Origin of the sequence: Streptomyces sp. NPDC089919, from assembly GCF_040684615.1 — a bacterium.
Taxonomy (GTDB): Bacteria; Actinomycetota; Actinomycetes; order Streptomycetales; family Streptomycetaceae; genus Streptomyces.
In genome coordinates this window covers 72,519-90,093 of the sequence record NZ_JBFBGK010000018.1, presented here as the reverse complement: position 1 = coordinate 90,093, position 17,575 = coordinate 72,519, and the positions used below count along the sequence as shown (strand labels likewise).

Annotated in this window: 17 protein-coding genes and 1 tRNA gene; 7 read left to right on the top strand and 11 right to left on the bottom strand. The window is 71.8% G+C overall.

Annotated features, from left to right (window positions below):
• Positions 1 to 125 precede the first annotated feature (125 nt).
• The 7 genes from AB0O40_RS10935 to galU form a co-directional block, all read right to left on the bottom strand.
• Positions 126 to 199 (bottom strand) — tRNA-Ala (locus AB0O40_RS10935).
• A gap of 97 nt (positions 200 to 296) precedes the next feature.
• On the bottom strand, positions 297 to 1,334 hold the full coding sequence (locus AB0O40_RS10930) for a hypothetical protein (protein WP_365038135.1): 1,038 nt from the start codon (positions 1,332 to 1,334) through the stop codon (positions 297 to 299).
• Positions 1,335 to 1,485: 151 nt separating this feature from the next.
• Positions 1,486 to 2,091, bottom strand: a complete 606-nt coding sequence (locus AB0O40_RS10925) for a GNAT family protein (RefSeq protein WP_365038133.1) — start codon at positions 2,089 to 2,091, stop codon at positions 1,486 to 1,488.
• Between the two features lie 17 nt (positions 2,092 to 2,108).
• Complete coding sequence (locus AB0O40_RS10920; protein WP_365038168.1) at positions 2,109 to 2,597, bottom strand: MogA/MoaB family molybdenum cofactor biosynthesis protein; 489 nt, start codon at positions 2,595 to 2,597, stop codon at positions 2,109 to 2,111.
• Positions 2,598 to 2,752: 155 nt separating this feature from the next.
• Positions 2,753 to 3,232 carry a cyclic pyranopterin monophosphate synthase MoaC gene (gene moaC / locus AB0O40_RS10915; protein ID WP_365038131.1) on the bottom strand — a complete coding sequence of 160 codons (480 nt, stop codon included), beginning with the start codon at positions 3,230 to 3,232 and terminating at the stop codon, positions 2,753 to 2,755.
• Positions 3,233 to 3,303: 71 nt separating this feature from the next.
• A complete protein-coding gene (glp, locus tag AB0O40_RS10910; protein WP_365038129.1) occupies positions 3,304 to 4,626 on the bottom strand; it encodes a gephyrin-like molybdotransferase Glp in 1,323 nt (440 codons plus the stop codon).
• Between the two features lie 4 nt (positions 4,627 to 4,630).
• Entirely contained in the window at positions 4,631 to 5,533 is a 903-nt protein-coding gene (gene galU / locus AB0O40_RS10905) for a UTP--glucose-1-phosphate uridylyltransferase GalU (RefSeq protein ID WP_365038127.1), read from the bottom strand.
• A gap of 83 nt (positions 5,534 to 5,616) precedes the next feature.
• Between galU and AB0O40_RS10900 the strand changes: the two genes are divergently transcribed.
• The gene (locus tag AB0O40_RS10900) at positions 5,617 to 6,216 is read left to right on the top strand and encodes a 5-formyltetrahydrofolate cyclo-ligase (RefSeq protein WP_365038124.1); all 600 of its coding nucleotides are present in this window, start codon (positions 5,617 to 5,619) and stop codon (positions 6,214 to 6,216) included.
• 30 nt (positions 6,217 to 6,246) lie between these two features.
• Here AB0O40_RS10900 and AB0O40_RS10895 read toward each other — a convergent pair whose 3' ends face one another.
• A complete protein-coding gene (locus AB0O40_RS10895; protein ID WP_365038122.1) occupies positions 6,247 to 8,982 on the bottom strand; it encodes a penicillin acylase family protein in 2,736 nt (911 codons plus the stop codon).
• A gap of 268 nt (positions 8,983 to 9,250) precedes the next feature.
• Here AB0O40_RS10895 and AB0O40_RS10890 point away from each other — a divergent pair, with 268 nt between their 5' ends.
• The 6 genes from AB0O40_RS10890 (at position 9,251) to mscL (ending at position 14,985) form a co-directional block, all read left to right on the top strand.
• Entirely contained in the window at positions 9,251 to 10,759 is a 1,509-nt protein-coding gene (locus tag AB0O40_RS10890; protein WP_365038120.1) for a potassium/proton antiporter, read from the top strand.
• Positions 10,760 to 11,023: 264 nt separating this feature from the next.
• Positions 11,024 to 12,346, top strand: a complete 1,323-nt coding sequence (locus AB0O40_RS10885; RefSeq protein ID WP_365038118.1) for an MFS transporter — start codon at positions 11,024 to 11,026, stop codon at positions 12,344 to 12,346.
• Positions 12,347 to 12,413: 67 nt separating this feature from the next.
• The gene (locus AB0O40_RS10880; RefSeq protein WP_365038116.1) at positions 12,414 to 12,722 is read left to right on the top strand and encodes an FmdB family zinc ribbon protein; all 309 of its coding nucleotides are present in this window, start codon (positions 12,414 to 12,416) and stop codon (positions 12,720 to 12,722) included.
• 76 nt (positions 12,723 to 12,798) lie between these two features.
• Entirely contained in the window at positions 12,799 to 13,632 is an 834-nt protein-coding gene (locus AB0O40_RS10875; RefSeq protein ID WP_365038114.1) for an S-methyl-5'-thioadenosine phosphorylase, read from the top strand.
• 261 nt (positions 13,633 to 13,893) lie between these two features.
• A complete protein-coding gene (locus tag AB0O40_RS10870) occupies positions 13,894 to 14,364 on the top strand; it encodes a hypothetical protein (protein WP_365038112.1) in 471 nt (156 codons plus the stop codon).
• A 132-nt stretch (positions 14,365 to 14,496) separates the two neighbouring features.
• Positions 14,497 to 14,985 carry a large conductance mechanosensitive channel protein MscL gene (gene mscL, locus AB0O40_RS10865; protein ID WP_365038110.1) on the top strand — a complete coding sequence of 163 codons (489 nt, stop codon included), beginning with the start codon at positions 14,497 to 14,499 and terminating at the stop codon, positions 14,983 to 14,985.
• A gap of 10 nt (positions 14,986 to 14,995) precedes the next feature.
• Here mscL and AB0O40_RS10860 read toward each other — a convergent pair whose 3' ends face one another.
• From AB0O40_RS10860 to pflA, 3 genes are all read right to left on the bottom strand, one after another.
• On the bottom strand, positions 14,996 to 15,199 hold the full coding sequence (locus AB0O40_RS10860; RefSeq protein ID WP_365038109.1) for a hypothetical protein: 204 nt from the start codon (positions 15,197 to 15,199) through the stop codon (positions 14,996 to 14,998).
• Positions 15,200 to 15,230: 31 nt separating this feature from the next.
• The gene (locus AB0O40_RS10855; protein ID WP_365038107.1) at positions 15,231 to 16,652 is read right to left on the bottom strand and encodes a NarK family nitrate/nitrite MFS transporter; all 1,422 of its coding nucleotides are present in this window, start codon (positions 16,650 to 16,652) and stop codon (positions 15,231 to 15,233) included.
• 73 nt (positions 16,653 to 16,725) lie between these two features.
• Positions 16,726 to 17,523, bottom strand: coding sequence for a pyruvate formate-lyase-activating protein (gene pflA, locus AB0O40_RS10850; RefSeq protein ID WP_365038105.1), 798 nt, complete (start codon positions 17,521 to 17,523; stop codon positions 16,726 to 16,728).
• Between the last annotated feature and the right edge of the window lie 52 nt (positions 17,524 to 17,575).

Below are 17,575 nucleotides of genomic sequence, written 5' to 3'. Positions count from 1 at the left end.
CACCTTTCGGTGCCGGGCGGCTTCGGGGATATCGCCGTCACGCAAAACGCCGAGATCCCGCCCGGTCTTGCGACCGGACGGGATCTCGGGACGATTCCCGGTAGCTATCCGAGAACTGTCGTTTGTGGACCTGTGGGGATTTGAACCCCAGACCCCCTCGATGCGAACGAGGTGCGCTACCAGACTGCGCCACAGGCCCTTGCGACGTGTGAAACATTAGCAGGAGATCCCGGCGGCTCCAAAATCCGGTCCCCGCAGGTCATCCGGCCCGCCGCCCGGGAGGGCGGCGGGGCGGGCTACTCGTTCGCGGCGCGCGGGCGGTCGTCGCTCTCGTACTGGTCGAAGAGCGGGGTGCGGCCGCGCTCGCGCGGGCGGCGGGGGGCGCCGGGGCGGCCCTGGGCCGGGGCCGCGGCACCCGCCGGATCGGCGGCCGGGGCGGGCTGCTCCTGGGTCCGGGCCTTCAGGCGCGGGTCGGTCGGCTCGGCCGTCGAGGACCGGGCCGAGCTCCAGCCGTCCACCGCCGGCCCGGTCGCGCGCGGTGCCACGGGCGCCGTCACGTACGTCGGCAGCGGCACCGGCACCGGCTCCCAGCTGTCGCCGCGGGCGGGGCCCCGCTCCCGCTCGCGCTGCTGGTCCACCCACTCGGCGTGGTCGGTCTGCTCGACCAGCGCCCGCCGGCCTGCTTCCTGCGGGGAGACGACGGGGGCCGGCTCGGGCTCCGATCGCGCCTCGGCGGGCTCCGGTTCACGACGGCGCGGCGCCCGGCTCTCGCGCAGCCGCTGCGCGGCGGCCTCCGCCCGGCGCCGGTCCATGGTGAAGGCGAACCGCCGCCGCTCCTGCACCCGCAGGTGCACGATGTACGCGCTCAGCAGGACGGCCGGCACGGCCGGGGCCCACAGCAGGTGCAGGCCGCCGACGGCCGCGACCACCGCGCCGAGCGTGAAGGCGAGGAAGAGGACGGCGGTGGTGCGGCGGCGCCTGGCCAGGACCTTGGTGCGCTGCTGGCGGCGGGCCCGCTCGGCGGAGACCACGGCCGGCTCGGTACGGGTCGGGGGCAGGACGACGGCCCGGACGTCGACGTCGACGGAACTGATCGCTTCCGTCTCGGCGTCCGGGTGCGCCAGGGGCTCCGCCGCCTCGTCACCGCGCTCGCGCAGCCCCTTGGCGTAACGGCGCTCCATCCCCGCCCGGCCCGACAACAGCCGGATGGCGGTGGAGAAGCGTTCCGTCGGACGGGCTTCGTTCAGCTCGTCCTGCCTCCGGAGCCACATCGGCACCAAGTAGGCGGCCCAGGCCCCGACAATGACTGCGTAGATGAGGCCGCTGCTGCTCACACCCCACACCGTAGAGGTGTCCGGGCGATGGCATCCGCCAATTGGGCCGGTGTGTCGCACGATCCGGCTGATATCACCGACTTTTTTTGTGATTCTTCGGATCAGTTTATGGATGAATCGGATTCCCGGACGAGGAATTCGAACACATATTTCATTTCTGGGGGGTGCCGGGGCGGGCCTGGTGCCAGCGGCGCAGCAGGCCCTCCGGCACCTCCTCCGCGGTCAGCGCGAACACCAGGTGGTCCCGCCAGGCGCCGTCGATGTGGAGATAGCGGGGCCGCAGCCCCTCCTCGCGGAATCCGAGTTTCTCCACCACCCGGCGGCTGGGGCCGTTCTCGGGCCGGATGCACACCTCGATGCGGTGCAGGCCGACCGTGCGGAAGCAGTGGTCCACCGCGAGCGCCACGGCCGTCGGCATCACGCCCCGACCCGCCACCTCGCTGTCCACCCAGTACCCGACGTGCCCCGCGCACATGGAGCCCCAGGTGATGCCGGCGACGGTGAGCTGGCCGGCCATCCGTCCCTGGTACTCGATCACGAAGGGCAGCATCCGGCCGGCGTTCGCCTCGGCCCGCAGGTGGCGGACCATCTGACGGTAGGTCGGCCGGTGGATCACCGGACCCCAGGGGGCCGGCGGCGGGATGGTCGCCTCCCACGGACGCAGCCACTCGCGGTTGCGCCGGTTCACCTCGCGCCAGGCGCGCTGGTCACGCAGCCTTATGGGCCGGAGGACGACGTCGCCGTCCGCCAGCACCACGGGCCAGGAGGGTCGGTTCAGCTCGGGCTCCCGGGTCTGGGGTGGTCGCCGCCCCGGATCTGGTCCACCGCGTGGAGCAGGATGCGCTCCAGCACGGCCAGTCCGTCGCGGACGCCGCCGGTCGAGCCGGGGAGGTTCACGATCAGGGTCCGGCCCGCGACGCCGGCCAGCCCGCGGGACAGGGCCGCGGTGGGCACCTTTGCGAGGTTCTCCGCGCGGATCGCCTGCGGGATGCCCGGGATCTCGTAGTCCAGGACGCGGGCGGTGGCGTCCGGGGTCCGGTCGGTCGGGGAGATGCCGGTGCCGCCGGTGGTCAGGATGACGTCGAAGCCGGCCGCCACGCCCTCGCGCAGCGCCTGTTCGACCGGGTCACCGTCCGGGACGACCTGCGGGCCGGCCACCTCGAAGCCGAGTCCGGCGAGGCCGGCGGCGAGCACCGGTCCGCCCTTGTCCGCGTAGACGCCGGCGGAGGCCCGGTTGGAGGCCGTCACGACCAGGGCGCGCAGCGCGGGGGGCGCGTCGGCCGGCGGCCGGGAACCCCAGGCCTCGCCCGGGGCCGGGGCGGCGGCGGCCGGGGAGGGCTCGGACGGGGAGGCCTCGGACGGAGCCGCGCCGTCCTGCGGGCCGTGGCCGTGGCTGTGCGCCCCGCCGTCGTGGGGGGTCACGACCGGCTCCAGTCGCCCGACTTGCCGCCGGTCTTCTCCTCCACCCGCACGTCCGTGATCACCGCGCCCTTGTCGACGGCCTTCACCATGTCGACGACGGTGAGGCCGGCGACCGCGACGGCCGTCAGCGCCTCCATCTCGACGCCGGTGCGGTCGGTGGTCTTGACGGTGGCCAGGATCTCGACGGCGTCGTCCGCGACCGAGAGGTCGACCGTGACGCCGGAGACCGCCAGCGGGTGGCAGAGCGGGATGAGGTCGGGGGTCTTCTTGGCCCCCATGATCCCGGCGATGCGGGCGGTGGCGAGGGCGTCGCCCTTGGGGACGCCCTCACCGCGCAGCAGCTCGATGACGCGGGGCGAGACGAGGACGCGCCCACTGGCCCGGGCCGTGCGGGTGGTGACGTCCTTAGCGGAGACGTCGACCATCCGGGCGGCGCCCGCCTCGTCGATGTGGGTCAGCTTGCTCTGGGTACTCATGTGCTGTGCCGCTCCCGTCCGGGCCCCGCAAGGGCCTGTGTGGGCGACACGGTACCCGTACTCCCCCCGCTTCAGCCGAGCAGGACCACCTCCAGCTCGGTCCCCGGCTCCGCCGAGGTGACGTCCTCCGGCACCACGATCAGGCAGTCCGCGTGCGCGAGCGCGGCGATCAGGTGCGAGCCGGCGCCGCCGACCGGGCTGACGGTGCCGGTCTCGGGGTCGTACGCGCCGCGCAGGAACTGCCGCCGGGCGGCCGGGGAGCGCAGGGCCTGGTCGGCCTTGAGGACGGCGCGGACGCTGGGCCGGCTGACGTCCTCCATGCCCATCAGGGTCCGGATGGCCGGCCGGACGAACATCTCGAACGAGACGTAGGAGGAGACCGGGTTGCCCGGCAGGGCCATCAGGGGGGTGTGGTCCGGGCCGATGGAGCCGAAGCCCTGCGGCTTGCCCGGCTGCATGGCCAGCTTGCGGAAGTCGACGCCGCCGCCGGGCTCGTCCTCGTCGCCGGCCGAGGAGAGGGCTTCCTTGACGACGTCGTAGGCGCCGACGCTGACGCCGCCGGTGGTGACCAGGAGATCGGCGCGGATCAGCTGGTCCTCGATGGTGGCGCGCAGGGTCTCGGCCTCGTCGGCGACCGCGCCGACGCGGTAGGCGATGGCGCCCGCGTCCCGGGCGGCGGCGGCCAGCGCGAAGCTGTTGGAGTCGTAGATCCGGCCCTCGGTCAGCGGCTCGCCGGGCTGGACCAGCTCGCTGCCGGTGGACATGACCACCACGCGCGGGCGCGGGCGCACCCGGACGGTGCCCCGGCCGATGGCGGCGAGCAGGGCGATCTGCGGCGGTCCGAGGACCGTGCCCGCGGTGAGCGCGAGGTCCCCGGCCTGGACGTCGCTGCCGCGCGCGCGGACGTGCGCGCGCTCCTCGGCGGGGCGGTGCACCCGGACCTCGCCCTCGGCGCCCTCGGGCGCCTCGCTGGCGGCGGCCATGCCGGTGGCCGCGCCCCCGCCGGTCCCGCCGTCGGTCCACTCGACGGGCACGACGGCCTCGGCGCCGGGCGGCAGCGGCGCGCCGGTCATGATGCGCGCCGCCTGGCCCGGTCCGACGGTGGGCAGGTCACCGCTGCCCGCCGCGACGTCGCCGATGACGGTCAGCACCGCGGGGAACTCCTCGCTCGCGCCCGCGACGTCGGCCACCCGGACGGCGTACCCGTCCATGGAGCTGTTGTCGAAGGGCGGCAGGGCGACGGGCACGGTGACGTCCTCGACGAGGACGCAGCCCTGGGCGTCGAGCAGTTGCAGCTCGATGGGCTCCAGGGGGCGGACCGTCGCGAGGATGTCCGCCAGGTGCTCGTCCACCGACCAGAGGCGGCCGGTGTCCTGGGGTGCGGTGCTGCTCAAGGTGCTACATCTCCTCGATGACGTAACGGTGAAGCCAGGTCCGGAACTCGGGGCCGAGGTCTTCACGTTCGCACGCGAGTCTGACAATGGCCCGGAGGTAGTCTCCCCGGTCCCCGGTGTCATAGCGGCGGCCCTTGAAGACCACGCCGTGCACCGGGCCGCCCACGCTCTCGTCGGCGGCGAGCTTCTGCAGGGCGTCGGTGAGCTGGATCTCCCCGCCGCGGCCCGGCTCGGTCTCCCGCAGTATGTCGAACACGGCGGGGTTCAGGACGTACCGTCCGATGATCGCGTAATTGCTGGGGGCCTCGCCGGCCTCCGGCTTCTCGACCAGATCGGTGACCTGGACGACGCCCTCCTCGCCGGTGGGCGCCACCGCCGCGCAGCCGTAGAGGTGGATCTGCTCGGGGGCGACCTCCATCAGGGCGATCACGCTGCCCCCGGTGCGGCCCTGGACCTCGACCATCCGCGACAGCAGCGGGTCGCGGGGGTCGATGAGGTCGTCACCGAGGAGGACGGCGAAGGGCTGGTCGCCCACGTGCGGGGCGGCGCACAGGACGGCGTGGCCCAGGCCGCGCGGGTCGCCCTGGCGGACGTAGTGCATGGTGGCCAGGTCGCTGGACTCCTGGACCTTCTTGAGCCGGTCGTCGTCGCCCTTGGCCAGCAGCGCGGACTCCAGCTCGTAGTTCCGGTCGAAGTGGTCCTCGAGCGGACGCTTGTTACGGCCCGTGATCATCAGCACGTCGGTCAGCCCGGCGGAGACGGCCTCTTCGACCACATACTGGATCGCCGGTTTGTCGACGACGGGCAGCATTTCCTTCGGCGTGGCCTTGGTGGCCGGCAGGAATCTGGTGCCGAGCCCGGCTGCCGGGATGACAGCCTTGGTGATCACTGGGTGCGACTGAGTCATGGCGGCACGATAGCCGCTCAGTATGTGAAGAAGGTTAGCTTCCAGTAAATAGCGGCTGATTTAGAAGGGTTTATGAGCCAGCTGTGGTACTGAACCGTTCCGCCAAGGCGGACCTCCGACGCGAACTGCTCGCCGCGCGCCGCGCGTTGTCCCCCGGCGCGGTGGCCGAGGCCGCCGGCCTGCTGGCCCGGCAGGCCCTGGACCTGCCCGAACTGGCCGGCGCCCGGACCGTCGCCGCGTACGTGTCGGTGGGGACCGAGCCCGGCACGCTCGCCCTGCTCGACCTCCTGCGCGAGCGCGGCACCCGCGTCCTGCTGCCGGTCCTGCTGCCCGACAACGACCTCGACTGGGCCGCGTACGAAGGCCCGCAGAGCCTGGCCGAGGCGGCCCACCCGGGGAAGATGCGGCTGCTGGAGCCGGCCGGCCCCCGGCTGGGTCCCGGGGCGGTCACGGAGGCCGACGCGGTGCTGCTGCCCGGGCTGGCGGTGGACGGCCGGGGGATGCGGCTGGGCCGGGGCGGCGGCTCGTACGACCGGGTGCTGGCCCGGCTGGCGGCCGCGGGGGCCGACCCCGCACTGGTGGTGCTCCTCTATGACGCCGAGGTGGTCGACCGGGTCCCGGAGGAGCCGCACGACCGGCCGGTGCGGGCCGTGGCCACCCCCTCGGGGGTCCGGCGCTTCTGAGCGCGCCGGACCGGCCCGAGGGGGCGCCGGCTACGGCTTGAGGACCAGCGTGTCCTTGGTCGCCTTCTCGACGGCGTCCTTGCCGAAGGCCCAGTCCAGCAGCTCGCCCTTGGCCCAGAGGTCCGTCTGGTCCGTGTAGTGGCTGTTGTACGTGTGGCCGGAGGCGCCGGTCAGGTTGATCCAGCGGGACTTGTCGAGGTCCTTCAGGTTCACGACCATCCGCATCGACGGCACCCAGGTGACCCCGTAGCCGGCGGCGGCGTTCCAGCCGGTCGCGTTGACGGTGGCCTCGCCGCCGCCCAGGTTCCAGGGGCCGCGGTTGAGCAGCCACTGCATGAAGCCGGGGCCGTCGGTGCCGATGGTCTGGTTCTTCAGGGTCAGGCGGTGCAGCCGGCCCCAGCTCCAGGTGCCGACGTCCTTGCCGAGCTTGGCGGTCAGCTCCCAGCGGGCGTCCTTCATGGCGCGGGCGAAGAGCTCGTCCCGGCTGGTGGTCGCCGGGTCCAGACGGGTGCCGGGGGTCTGCCACCAGGCGGACTTCTCGTCCTTGGACAGCTTGCGGACCACCTCGAACCAGCGGTCGCCGCCGTCCGGCTGCGCGGAGTCCTCGCTGCGCTCGCCGCACTCGCGGACCGTCTCGGCCAGGTCGTCGGCCGGGCCGCTGGTGTCGGCGCGGACGTTCAGGCAGCTGCCCTCGACCCGGAGCTCCTTGGGGAGCTTGTCGCCGAAGGCGAGCTTGAGGATGTTGCGCCAGACGGCGTTGAAGTAGGCCGCGGCCGCCGAGTCGGGCTCCTGGGTGTAGTTCCAGCCCTCCAGCAGCTTCTGGGCCTCCCGCACGTCCGGGTCCTTGATCGGCAGCTTGGCCAGGATGGGCGTCAGCAGCGTGGCGATCTCGCTGCTGTTGTCCGTCTGCATGGCCCGCATGTCGTCGGTCGAGATCTTGCCGTTGTCCTTGAGCTTGGCCTCGATCAGGTCGTTGATCCGCTGGCTGCGGGCGCCGTAGCCCCAGTCGGTGGTGAGGGTGTACGGGTAACGGCCCTCACCGCTGCGGATCACGGCCTGGTTGGCGGTGACGATGTAGCCGCGCTTGGGGTTGAGGTCCCAGGGCAGCTCGTCCTGCGGGATGTACTTCTTCCACGCGTACTTCGAGTCCCAGCCCGGGGCGGGCATCCGGCCGTCACCGGTGCCGCGGACCGGGATGCGGCCCGGGGCCTGGTAGCCGATGTTGCCGTTGTCGCCCTTGTTGTCGGCGTAGATGAGGTTCTGCGAGGGGACCTCGAAGTCGCGGGCGGCGGCCCGGAACTCGGTGAAGTCCTTGGCGCGGTCCAGCCGGAAGACGGCGTCCATCGACTTGCCGGGGTCCAGCGCGGTCCAGCGCAGGGCGATGCCGTAGCCGTTGCCGCGGTCCGGGGCGGAGGCGGCGACCGGGGCCCGCTCGCCGACGGTGGCCAGCTCGTCGCTGCGGTCGGAGATCAGCGGGCCGTTGTTGGTGGTCCGGACGGTGATCTTCTTGCTCGCGCCGCCGGCGACCTTGATGACCTCTTCCCGGGTCACGAAGGGCTCGGTGCGGCCGTCGAGCACGTAGCCGTCGGGCTTGACCTGCTCGAGGTAGAGGTCGGTGACGTCGGCACCCAGGTTGGTCATGCCCCAGGCGATGTCCTGGTTGTGGCCGATGACCACACCGGGCATGCCCGAGAAGGTGAAGCCGGCGACGTCGTACTGGCAGGAGGCCGAGACCGTCCGGCAGTGCAGGCCCATCTGGTACCAGACCGAGGGCAGCTGCGGGGCCAGGTGCGGGTCGTTGGCCAGCAGGGGCTTGCCGGTGACGGTGTGCTTGCCGGAGACGACCCAGGAGTTCGATCCGATGCCGCTGCCGTTGGGGCCGAGGATCGCCGGGATCGTGTCGAGGGTGTTCTGGAGGGCGGCCAGCTGGCTGTGCAGGCCCTGGCTCGCGCCGGAGAGGCCGTTGCCGGAGGGGTCCGAGCCGGAGCCGGAGCCGCCCTTGGGGTCGTACTTCTCCGTGCCGGAGTCGATGCCGCCGCCCTCGACGATCGGCCGGTTCCGGTCGAAGGGGTACGCCGGGTAGAGCTGGTCGATCTGCTCCTTGGAGAGCCGGCTGGTCATCAGCGAGCGGTCGATCTCGTCCTGCATGTTGCCGCGCAGGTCCCAGGCCATGGCCTTGAGCCAGGCCACGGAGTCGACCGGGGTCCACTCCTCGGGCCGGTAGTCGTCGCTCAGTTTGAGGGCCTGGTGCTCGACGGAGAGGTCCTTGCCGGAGCGCCCCTTGAGCCAGGCGTTGACCCCGTCGGCGTAGGCCTGGAGGTACTTCTTCGTCTGCAGGGAGAGCTTGGTCCTGTACTCGGCCTCCGCGACCCGGCGCCAGCCGAGGGTGCGCAGGAAGGCATCGGTCTCGACCTGGCCGCTGCCGAACATCTCCGACAGACGACCGGAGGTCATGTGACGGCGGACGTCCATCTCCCAGAAGCGGTCCTGCGCGTGCACGAACCCCTGCGCGCGGAACAGGTCCTCGTCGGTGTCCGCGTAGAGCTGCGGGATGCCGTTGGCGTCCCGCTTGACCTCGACCTGGCCGGCCAGCCCCTTGAGCTGGATCGTCCCGGTGGTCTGCGGGTAGGAGGCGCGGACGCCGTCCACGCTCCAGTAGGCGCCGTAGCCGACGCCCGCGAGCAGCGCCAGGACCAGGAGGAGCACGATCAGACGGGCGCGTCGTCCCTTCTTCTTGGCGGAAGGGGCGGATTCGTTCGCGGGCATCGCTGTCCTTCGAGGGGCAGGGTGGTCCTGAGTGCTGGGAGCAACCATAGGCGCAGCGCCCGCCCCGTTCGGACGCGGTGTCAGGCACTTCCTCGAACTGGCGTTTCACAATGTGGCAATCACGTAAAGGAATCCCCAAAGATTAGGTAAGGTAACGAAGTAACCACCGTTGCCGTCGTGCCGGGGAAACGATCCGGCAGGCGATCCCGGGAAGGACCGCCCCCTGACTGTCCACCAGCTCAACGAGCTCCTGCTGGTCTCGTCCCTCGTGCTGCTCATCGCCGTCGCGGCGGTACGCGTCTCCTCGCGGAGCGGCCTGCCGAGCCTGCTCATCTATCTGGGCATCGGCATCGCCATCGGGCAGGACGGGATCGGCAACGTCGTCTTCGACAACGCCGAGCTCACACAGGTCATCGGCTACGCGGCCCTGGTCGTGATCCTCGCCGAGGGCGGTCTGGGGACGAAGTGGAAGGTGATCCGGCCGGCCCTGCCCGCCGCGGTCTCGCTCTCCCTGGTGGGCGTCGCGGTCAGCGTGGGCGTGACGGCCGCCGGCGCGCACTACCTGGTGGGCCTGGACTGGCGGCAGTCGCTCCTGATCGGCGCGGTCGTCTCCTCGACGGACGCGGCGGCGGTCTTCTCCGTCCTGCGCAAGGTCCCGCTGCCGTCCCGCGTGACGGGTGTACTGGAAGCCGAGTCGGGCTTCAACGACGCTCCGGTCGTGATCCTGGTCGTGGCCTTCGCCACGGTCGGCCCGGTGGACTCCTGGTACGTCCTGCTGGGCAAGATCGCCCTGGAGCTGGCCATCGGCGTCGCCATCGGCCTGACCGTGGGCTGGCTGGGCGCGTACGGGCTGCGGCACGTCGCGCTGCCGGCCTCCGGCCTGTACCCGATCGCCGTGATGGCCATCGCCGTGGTGGCGTACGCGGCCGGCGCGATCGCGCACGGCTCCGGCTTCCTGGCGGTCTACCTGGCGGCCATGGTGCTCGGGAACGCCAAGCTGCCGCACTGGCCGGCCACCCGGGGCTTCGCCGACGGGCTGGGCTGGATCGCCCAGATCGGCATGTTCGTGCTGCTGGGCCTGCTGGTCACCCCGCACGAGCTGGGCAACGACTTCCTGCCGGCCATCCTGGTCGGCCTGGTGCTGACGATGGTCGCCCGGCCCCTCGAGGTCTTCATCAGCCTGCTGCCGTTCCGGCTGCCGTGGCAGGAGAAGGCGCTGATGTCCTGGGCGGGGCTGCGCGGAGCGGTGCCGATCATCCTGGCCACGATCCCCATGGTGTCGGGGATCGAGGGCAGCGAGCGGGTCTTCAACATCGTCTTCATCCTGGTCGTCGTCTACACGCTGGTGCAGGGACCGACGCTGCCCTGGCTGGCCCGGAAGCTGGAGCTGGGCACCGACCGCGCCCCCACCGACCTGGGCATCGAGTCCGCCCCGCTGGAGCGGCTGCGCGGCCACCTGCTGTCCTTCTCCATCCCGGAGGGCTCCCGGATGCACGGCGTCGAGGTGAGCGAGCTGCGGCTGCCGCCCGGGGCCTCGGTCACCCTGGTCGTCCGGGACGCCGAGAGCTTCGTGCCGCTGCCGTCGACGGTGCTGCGGCGCGGGGACGACCTGCTGGTGGTGGCCACGGATCCGGTACGGGACGCCGCCGAGGCGCGGCTGCGGGCCGTGGCACGGGGTGGCAAGCTGGCCGGCTGGCTGGGCACGGGAGGGAATGGAACTCGAGGTTCCAAAGAATCCGGAGGCTCGGAACGCGAACGGCCCGTTAATCGCAGGTGAAGAAGCGGATCTGTCGGCGGAATCACAAGGCACCCAGTGCCAGATACCTGTACCATAAGAGGACACCAGATCGAACCAACTCTGCCTGACGCAGAGCTGGCGCGACCGCTCGGCGGCCGTGGCCCCTCCCCGCAGTGGGTGGCCCAGGTATCACTCGGTTCTGCGCATGAGGACAGCTCTCGGAGCTCCCAGTACGGGTGCGGCCCACAAGGCCCGCACTGCCCGCAGACGGGGAGCACTACCAGGCGGTAGAAAGGCAAGGCCGTGGCATCCGCGGTCACGACCGAGACGTCCCGACCGGGCTACGGGCAGCTGCTCCGCACGCCCGGCGCCATCAGCTTCCTGCTTCCGGGGTTCGCCGCCCGGCAGCCGTTCGCGATGCTGACGATCAGCATCGTCCTGCTCGTCCAGCACACCACCGGCTCCTACGGCAGCGCGGGCATCATCGCCGCCGTCACCGGTGTCGCCATGGCCCTCTTCGCCCCCCAGATGGGCAAGCTCGCCGACCGCTTCGGCCAGAGCGCCGTGCTGGTCCCCGTCGTCCTGACGCACTCCGCCGCCGTGAGCGCGCTGACCGCGCTCGCGCTGCTGGGCGCCCCGCTGTGGGCGCTGGCGCTGGCCGCCGTGCCGGCCGGTGCGTCCGTGCCGCAGGTCGGCCCGATGGTGCGGGCCCGCTGGGCCGCGCGCCTGGAGGGCTCGCCGCTGCTGCCGACCGCCGCGGCCTTCGAATCCGTCACGGACGAGTTCACCTTCGTCGTGGGCCCGGTCCTGGCGACCGCGCTGTGCACCGGGGTGCACCCGGCCGCCGGCCTGATCACCGAGGCCACCCTGACCCTGCTGGGCGGCCTGCTCTTCGCCGCACAGCGCGCCACCCAGCCCAAGCCGGCCGGTGCGGGCGCCGGCGCGGGCCACGGCAGCTCCTCCGCCCTGTCCATCCCGGGCGTGCGGGTCCTGGTCATCGCCTTCCTCGGGATCGGCGCCGTCTTCGGCGGCATGCAGGTCTCGCTGACCGCCTTCTCCGAGGAGATCGGCAACCCGGGCGTCAACGGCCTGCTGTACGGCGTCTTCGCCGCGGGCAACATGATCGCGGGCATCGCCTGCGGTGCGATCGCCTGGAAGATCGGCCCCCGCCGCCGCCTGATCATGGGCTACGCGGGCCTGACCGTGGCCGCGTCCGTCCTGTGGGCCGCGCACTCCGTGGTGCTGCTCGCGGGCCTGGGCCTGCTGGTCGGCCTGTGCATCGCCCCCGCGCTGATCACCGGCTACACGCTGGTCGAGAAGCTGGTCCCGGCCGGCTCCCGGACCGAGGCCTTCACCTGGCTGACCGGCGCGGTCGCGCTGGGCCAGGCCGCGGCCGTCACGGCGGCCGGCCGGCTGGCCGACGCCCACGGCTCGTCCGCGGGCTTCCTGGTCCCGCTGGTCGCCACCGCGCTGGCCCTGGCCACGCTGCTGGCGCTGCGCTCGCGGCTGGCCCCCAAGGCCCCGAGCCGGATCGTCAGCGCCTCGGCGCAGCGGGTCACCGAGGTGTCCGCCGAGCGGTCCGCGGAGCGTGGTGTCGGTCACCGCGTACCCGTGACGGTGGACTGATCCGTCGGAATACGTCACCATGGAGCGTCGTTAGCACTCATTGAGTCAGAGTGCCAGGAGGAAATTCGTGCCGACCTACCAGTACCAGTGCACCGAGTGCGGCGAAGGCCTCGAGGCGGTGCAGAAGTTCACCGATGACGCTCTGACCGAGTGCCCGAACTGCAAGGGACGCCTGAAGAAGGTGTTCTCCGCGGTCGGCATCGTCTTCAAGGGCTCCGGCTTCTACCGCAATGACAGCCGCGGCGCCTCTTCGAGCAGCACGCCTGCCTCGAAGCCGGCCTCGTCGAGCACGTCGACGGCCGCCGCGCCCGCTCCGGCGGCGTCCGCGCCGTCCGCCCCCGCCGCCTCGTCCTCGGGCGGCAGCTCCGCGGCCTGATCCGCGCAGACACGTTCCCAAGGCCCCGCCGACCTCGGTCGGCGGGGCCTTCGGCGTCCCCCGCTAGGGTGAACGCATGGTGCATGCAGAGATCGGCGTGATCGGCGGCTCGGGCTTCTACTCCTTCCTGGAGGACGTCTCCGAGCTGGTGGTCGAAACGCCCTACGGAAAGCCCAGCGACGCGCTCTACATCGGGCGGATCGCGGACCGCTCGGTCGCCTTCCTGCCGCGGCACGGCAAGAGCCACCACCTCCCGCCCCACCGGATCAACTACCGCGCCAACCTGTGGGCGCTGCGCTCGGTGGGCGTGCGCCAGGTGCTCGGGCCCTGCGCCGTGGGCGGGCTGCGGTCCGAGTACGGGCCGGGCACGCTGCTCGTGCCGGACCAGTTGATCGACCGGACGAAGTCCCGCGCGCAGACCTTCTTCGACGGGGAGCCGCTGCCGGACGGCACGGTCCCCAACGTGGTGCACACGACCTTCGCCGACCCCTACTGCCCGGTGGGGCGGCAGGCGGCCCTGGCGGCGGCGCGCGGGCACGGCTGGGAGCCGGTGGACGGCGGGACGATGGTCGTCGTGGAGGGGCCCCGCTTCTCGACCCGCGCCGAGTCCCGCTTCCACGCGGCGATGGGCGGTGCGGTGGTCGGCATGACCGGGCACCCGGAAGCGGTGCTCGCCCGCGAGCTGGGGCTCTGCTACACCTCGATGGCCCTGGTCACGGACCTGGACGCGGGGGCGGAGACCGGTGAGGGCGTCTCCCACACCGAGGTGATGCGGGTGTTCGGCGAGAACGTCGACCGGCTGCGGAAGGTCCTGTTCGACGCGGTGGCGGGGCTGCAGCCGACCGAGGGCCGGGACTGCCTGTGCACGCACGCGCACGACGGCTGGGACCTGGGGATCGAGCTGCCGTAGCCAGCGGCCCTTCCACCTGAGGGTGACGGGGTTTTCCACAGGCTGTGGTTCGTCCACAGCCGGGCACGCGGATCGGCGGATGCCGCCATCGTGAATCGCGTCCGGGCGAACGGCCCGGGCGGGTCCTCACGAGTGGCGGTGTTCGTCGTGTCCGAATCCCTTTCCCTCTTCTCTTCCCTCTCTTCTCTTCCCTCGCTCTCTCCCCCTTCCTCCGCGCCTTCGCCCGCGTGGCCTTCGGGGACGTGTCCCCCGCAGCGGGCGGTGCCGGCGTTCGCGCCGCTGCGGGTCCGCGGCGGCGGTGCGGGCCGGCTGCGGCGGGCGGTCCGACGGCGGCGGCGGGTGACGGCCGTGGGGCTCGCGGCGGCGGCCGCGGCGCTGGCGGCGGCAGGTCCCCAGGCACAGGCCTCGCGCGGGGATCCGCCGCCCCGCCCGCCGGCCGCGGCCGTGGCGGCGGTGGCGATGGTGTCGGCGCCGGTGCGGATCAGCGACGCGGCGACGGTACGCCTCCTCCGGCCCGGGGACCGGGTGGACGTGGTGGCGGCGGGTGAGCCGGGCCGGGAGCGGGAGCGGCCCCGGGTGGTCGCGGCGGGCGCCCGGGTGGTCCAAGTACCCCCGGCGGAGGCGGGTGTCGGGGACGGCGGGGCACTGGTGGTCCTGTCGGTGCCGCGGGAGACTGCACGCGCGCTGGTGGGCGCGGCCGCGGTGGCACACCTGGCGGTGACGCTGTGCTGATTCGTACACGCTTCCAGTCAAGTCACCGTGTGGAGTGCGCCGATTGGACAGGTCGCGGCCCGACTGCCGTAACTTTCGGAACCGTTGGCTCCACGTCCGTCGAGGGCGACACCTGCGAAGAGAGGCTCAGTGGTGAGCGAGAAGAAGGTCAGCGTACTGGCGGGGTTCAAGGCCTTCCTGATGCGCGGCAATGTGGTCGACCTCGCCGTGGCGGTGGTCATCGGCGCCGCGTTCACGAACATCGTGAACTCCGTGGTGAAGGGCATCATCGGCCCGCTGGTCGGCGCGATCGGCACGAAAAACCTGGACGCCTACAGCTCCTGCCTGAAGAAGCCCTGCGGCATCGATCCCAAGACGGGGGACCCGATCGGGGTCAACCTCCTGTGGGGCTCGGTGCTCAACGCCGCACTGACCTTCCTGATCACCGCGGCGGTGGTGTACTTCCTGATGGTCCTGCCGATGTCGAAGTACCTGGCCCGGCAGGAGGCACGCCGCAAGGCCAAGGAGGGTGTCGCGGAGGTCGTGGAGATCACCGAGCTCGAAGTGCTCAAGGAGATCCGCGACACGCTGGTCGCCCAGCGCGAGGGCGGCACCGGCGCGCACCGGGCCGCCACCGACTGACCCGGCCGACTCAGAGGTGGTGGGGCGGCTTCTCGTCGAGGAAGCGGGCCAGGTCGGCCGCGCTGTCGGCGGGCGGTCGCTCCCCCCACCCCCGGTCGGTGTCGTCCGAGGACGGCCGGTCCAGCGGGTCGTCGAAGATCAGGGACGCCCTGGGCTTCGGCTGGGGCTCGTCCTTCTCGGGACGCGGTCCGGGGGTGCCTTTGGTGCTGCTCATGCCCCCAGGGTACGGCGACGGACGGGGGGTCTCAGCTCGGTGCCTCGGCGCCCTTGCGGGCGTAGTACCACCAGCACACGACCAGGCAGGTCGCGTAGAAGCCGATGAACATCCACAGCGCGGTGGTGACGGCCAGGTTCGCGAACATCGCCGGGATGAAGAAGAAGCCGTAGGCCGCGATGGCGGAGGAGAAGCCGGTGACGGCGCCCGCCTCCATCTCGGACTGCTTCAGGGCGGCCGCCTCGGCCTCCGGGCCCTGGCCCTGCGCCTCCTTGGCGTGCTGGTCCCGGAAGATCACCGGGATCTGCCGGAAGGTCGAGCCGTTGCCCAGGCCCGAGAAGAAGAAGGCCACCAGGAAGCCGACGAAGAAGGTCCAGAAGCTTCCCTGGTCGCCGCCGGAGGGCAGCGCGAAGATCACCACGACCAGCGCCGCCGCCATGCCGACGAAGGCCAGCATGGTCACCCTGGCGCCGCCGATCTTGTCCGACAGCCAGCCGCCGGCCCAGCGCATCAGCGCGCCGATCAGGGGCCCGATCCAGGCGTAGGTGGTGGCCTGGTAGCCCTGGCTCTCGAAGTTGTTCTTGATCAGCAGCGGCAGACCCGCGGCGAAGCCGATGAAGGACCCGAAGGTACCGACGTAGAGCCAGGTCATCAGCCAGTTGTGCTTGCGCTTGAAGATGACCTTCTGCTGGCTGAAGGGGGCCGCGGCGACCTTCAGGTCGTTCATCAGGAACCAGGCCAGCAGGGCCATGATCACCAGCAGCGGCACCCACAGGAAGGCGCCGTTCTGGAGCCAGATGTCGGTGTTCTTCTTCGTGTCGCGCTGGGGGTCGCCGGCCGGGGCGCCGAGGACCGCCGCGGTGACCACCAGCGGGGCGACCAGCTGGACCACGCTGACGCCGAGGTTGCCCAGGCCGCCGTTGAGGCCGTTGGCGCTGCCCTTCTCCCGCTTGGGGAAGAAGAAGCCGATGTTGGCCATGGAGGAGGCGAAGTTCGCGCCGCCGATGCCGCAGACGGCCGCGATCAGGGCCATCTCCCAGTAGGGGGTGGAGGTGTCCTGGAGGGCGAAGCCCAGCCACAGCATCGGGCCGACCAGGATGATCGTGCTCACGGCCGTGAAGCGCCGTTCGCCGAAGATCGGGCCGATGAAGGTGTAGAGGATCCGGAAGGTTCCGCCGGTGATGCCGGGGATGGCCGTCAGCCAGAAGAGCTGCGACTTGGAGAAGCCGAAGCCGACGTCGCCCAGCTTGACCACGGTGACGGACCAGACCTGCCAGACCACGAACCCCAGCATCAGCGCGGGGACGGAGATCCACAGGTTGCGGGTGGCGACCCTCTTGCCGGTGGCCTGCCAGAAGGCCTCGTCCTCGGGTCGCCAGTCGGCGATGGTCGAACCGGGCTTGTACGTCTCCGCCCGGTGCGAGCGCGTGGTGGTGGAGGTCGGTGTGGACACGCGTCCACGCTAAGGGGAATCACCCGTTTCGTCCTGTTAAGAGCCATTCGGGTGAGGGTGTTCCCCCGGCGGCTCAGACCGCGTACAGGCCGTGGGCGGCGAAGGTCTCGCGGGCCTGCGCCACCTGGTCGGGGGTGGGTGAGGGGGTGTCGTGCAGGGTGAAGTTCATTTCCAGCGCCTGCCACTTGGCCTCGCCGAGCTTGTGGAAGGGCAGCACGTCCACCCGCGAGACGTTGCCGAGGGAGGCGGCGAAGGCGGCGACGCCTTCGACGTTCTCCGGGGCGTCGGTCAGACCGGGCACCAGCACGAACCGCACGTGCACCTCCTTGCCCAGGTCGGCCAGCCGGTGGGCGAAGTCCAGGGTGGGGGCGAGCGGGCGGCCGGTGACCTTGCGGTAGGTCTCGCGGTCCCAGGACTTGATGTCCAGCAGGACCAGGTCGACGTCGCGCAGCAGCGCGTCGGTGGCCCGGACGCCGAGGAAGCCGGAGGTGTCCAGGGCGGTGTGCAGGCCCAGCTCGTGCTTCATCCGGTGGAGCAGTTCCCCGGCGAAGACCGGCTGGAGGAGCGGTTCGCCGCCGGAGACGGTGGCACCGCCGCCGGAGGCCGCGATGAAGCGGGTGTACTTGCCGGCTTCGGCGATGACGTCGTCGGCCGAGGTGCGCTTGCCGTTGCGCATCCGCCAGGTGTCGGGGTTGTGGCAGTAGAGACAGGTCAGGGGGCAACCGGAGAGGAAGGTGACGAAGCGGGTGCCGGGGCCGTCGACGCCGGTCGACAGGTCCCAGGAGTGGACCGAGCCCTCGCTGGGCCGCTGGGTGGCGGCGGCCGCGGGTGTGGCGGCGCGGGTGATGTTCGAGCCGAGGAGGACGGTCATGGCAGGGACCCCTGGTCTGTCGGATGGGGAGAGCTGGTGGCGCGCGGTCCCG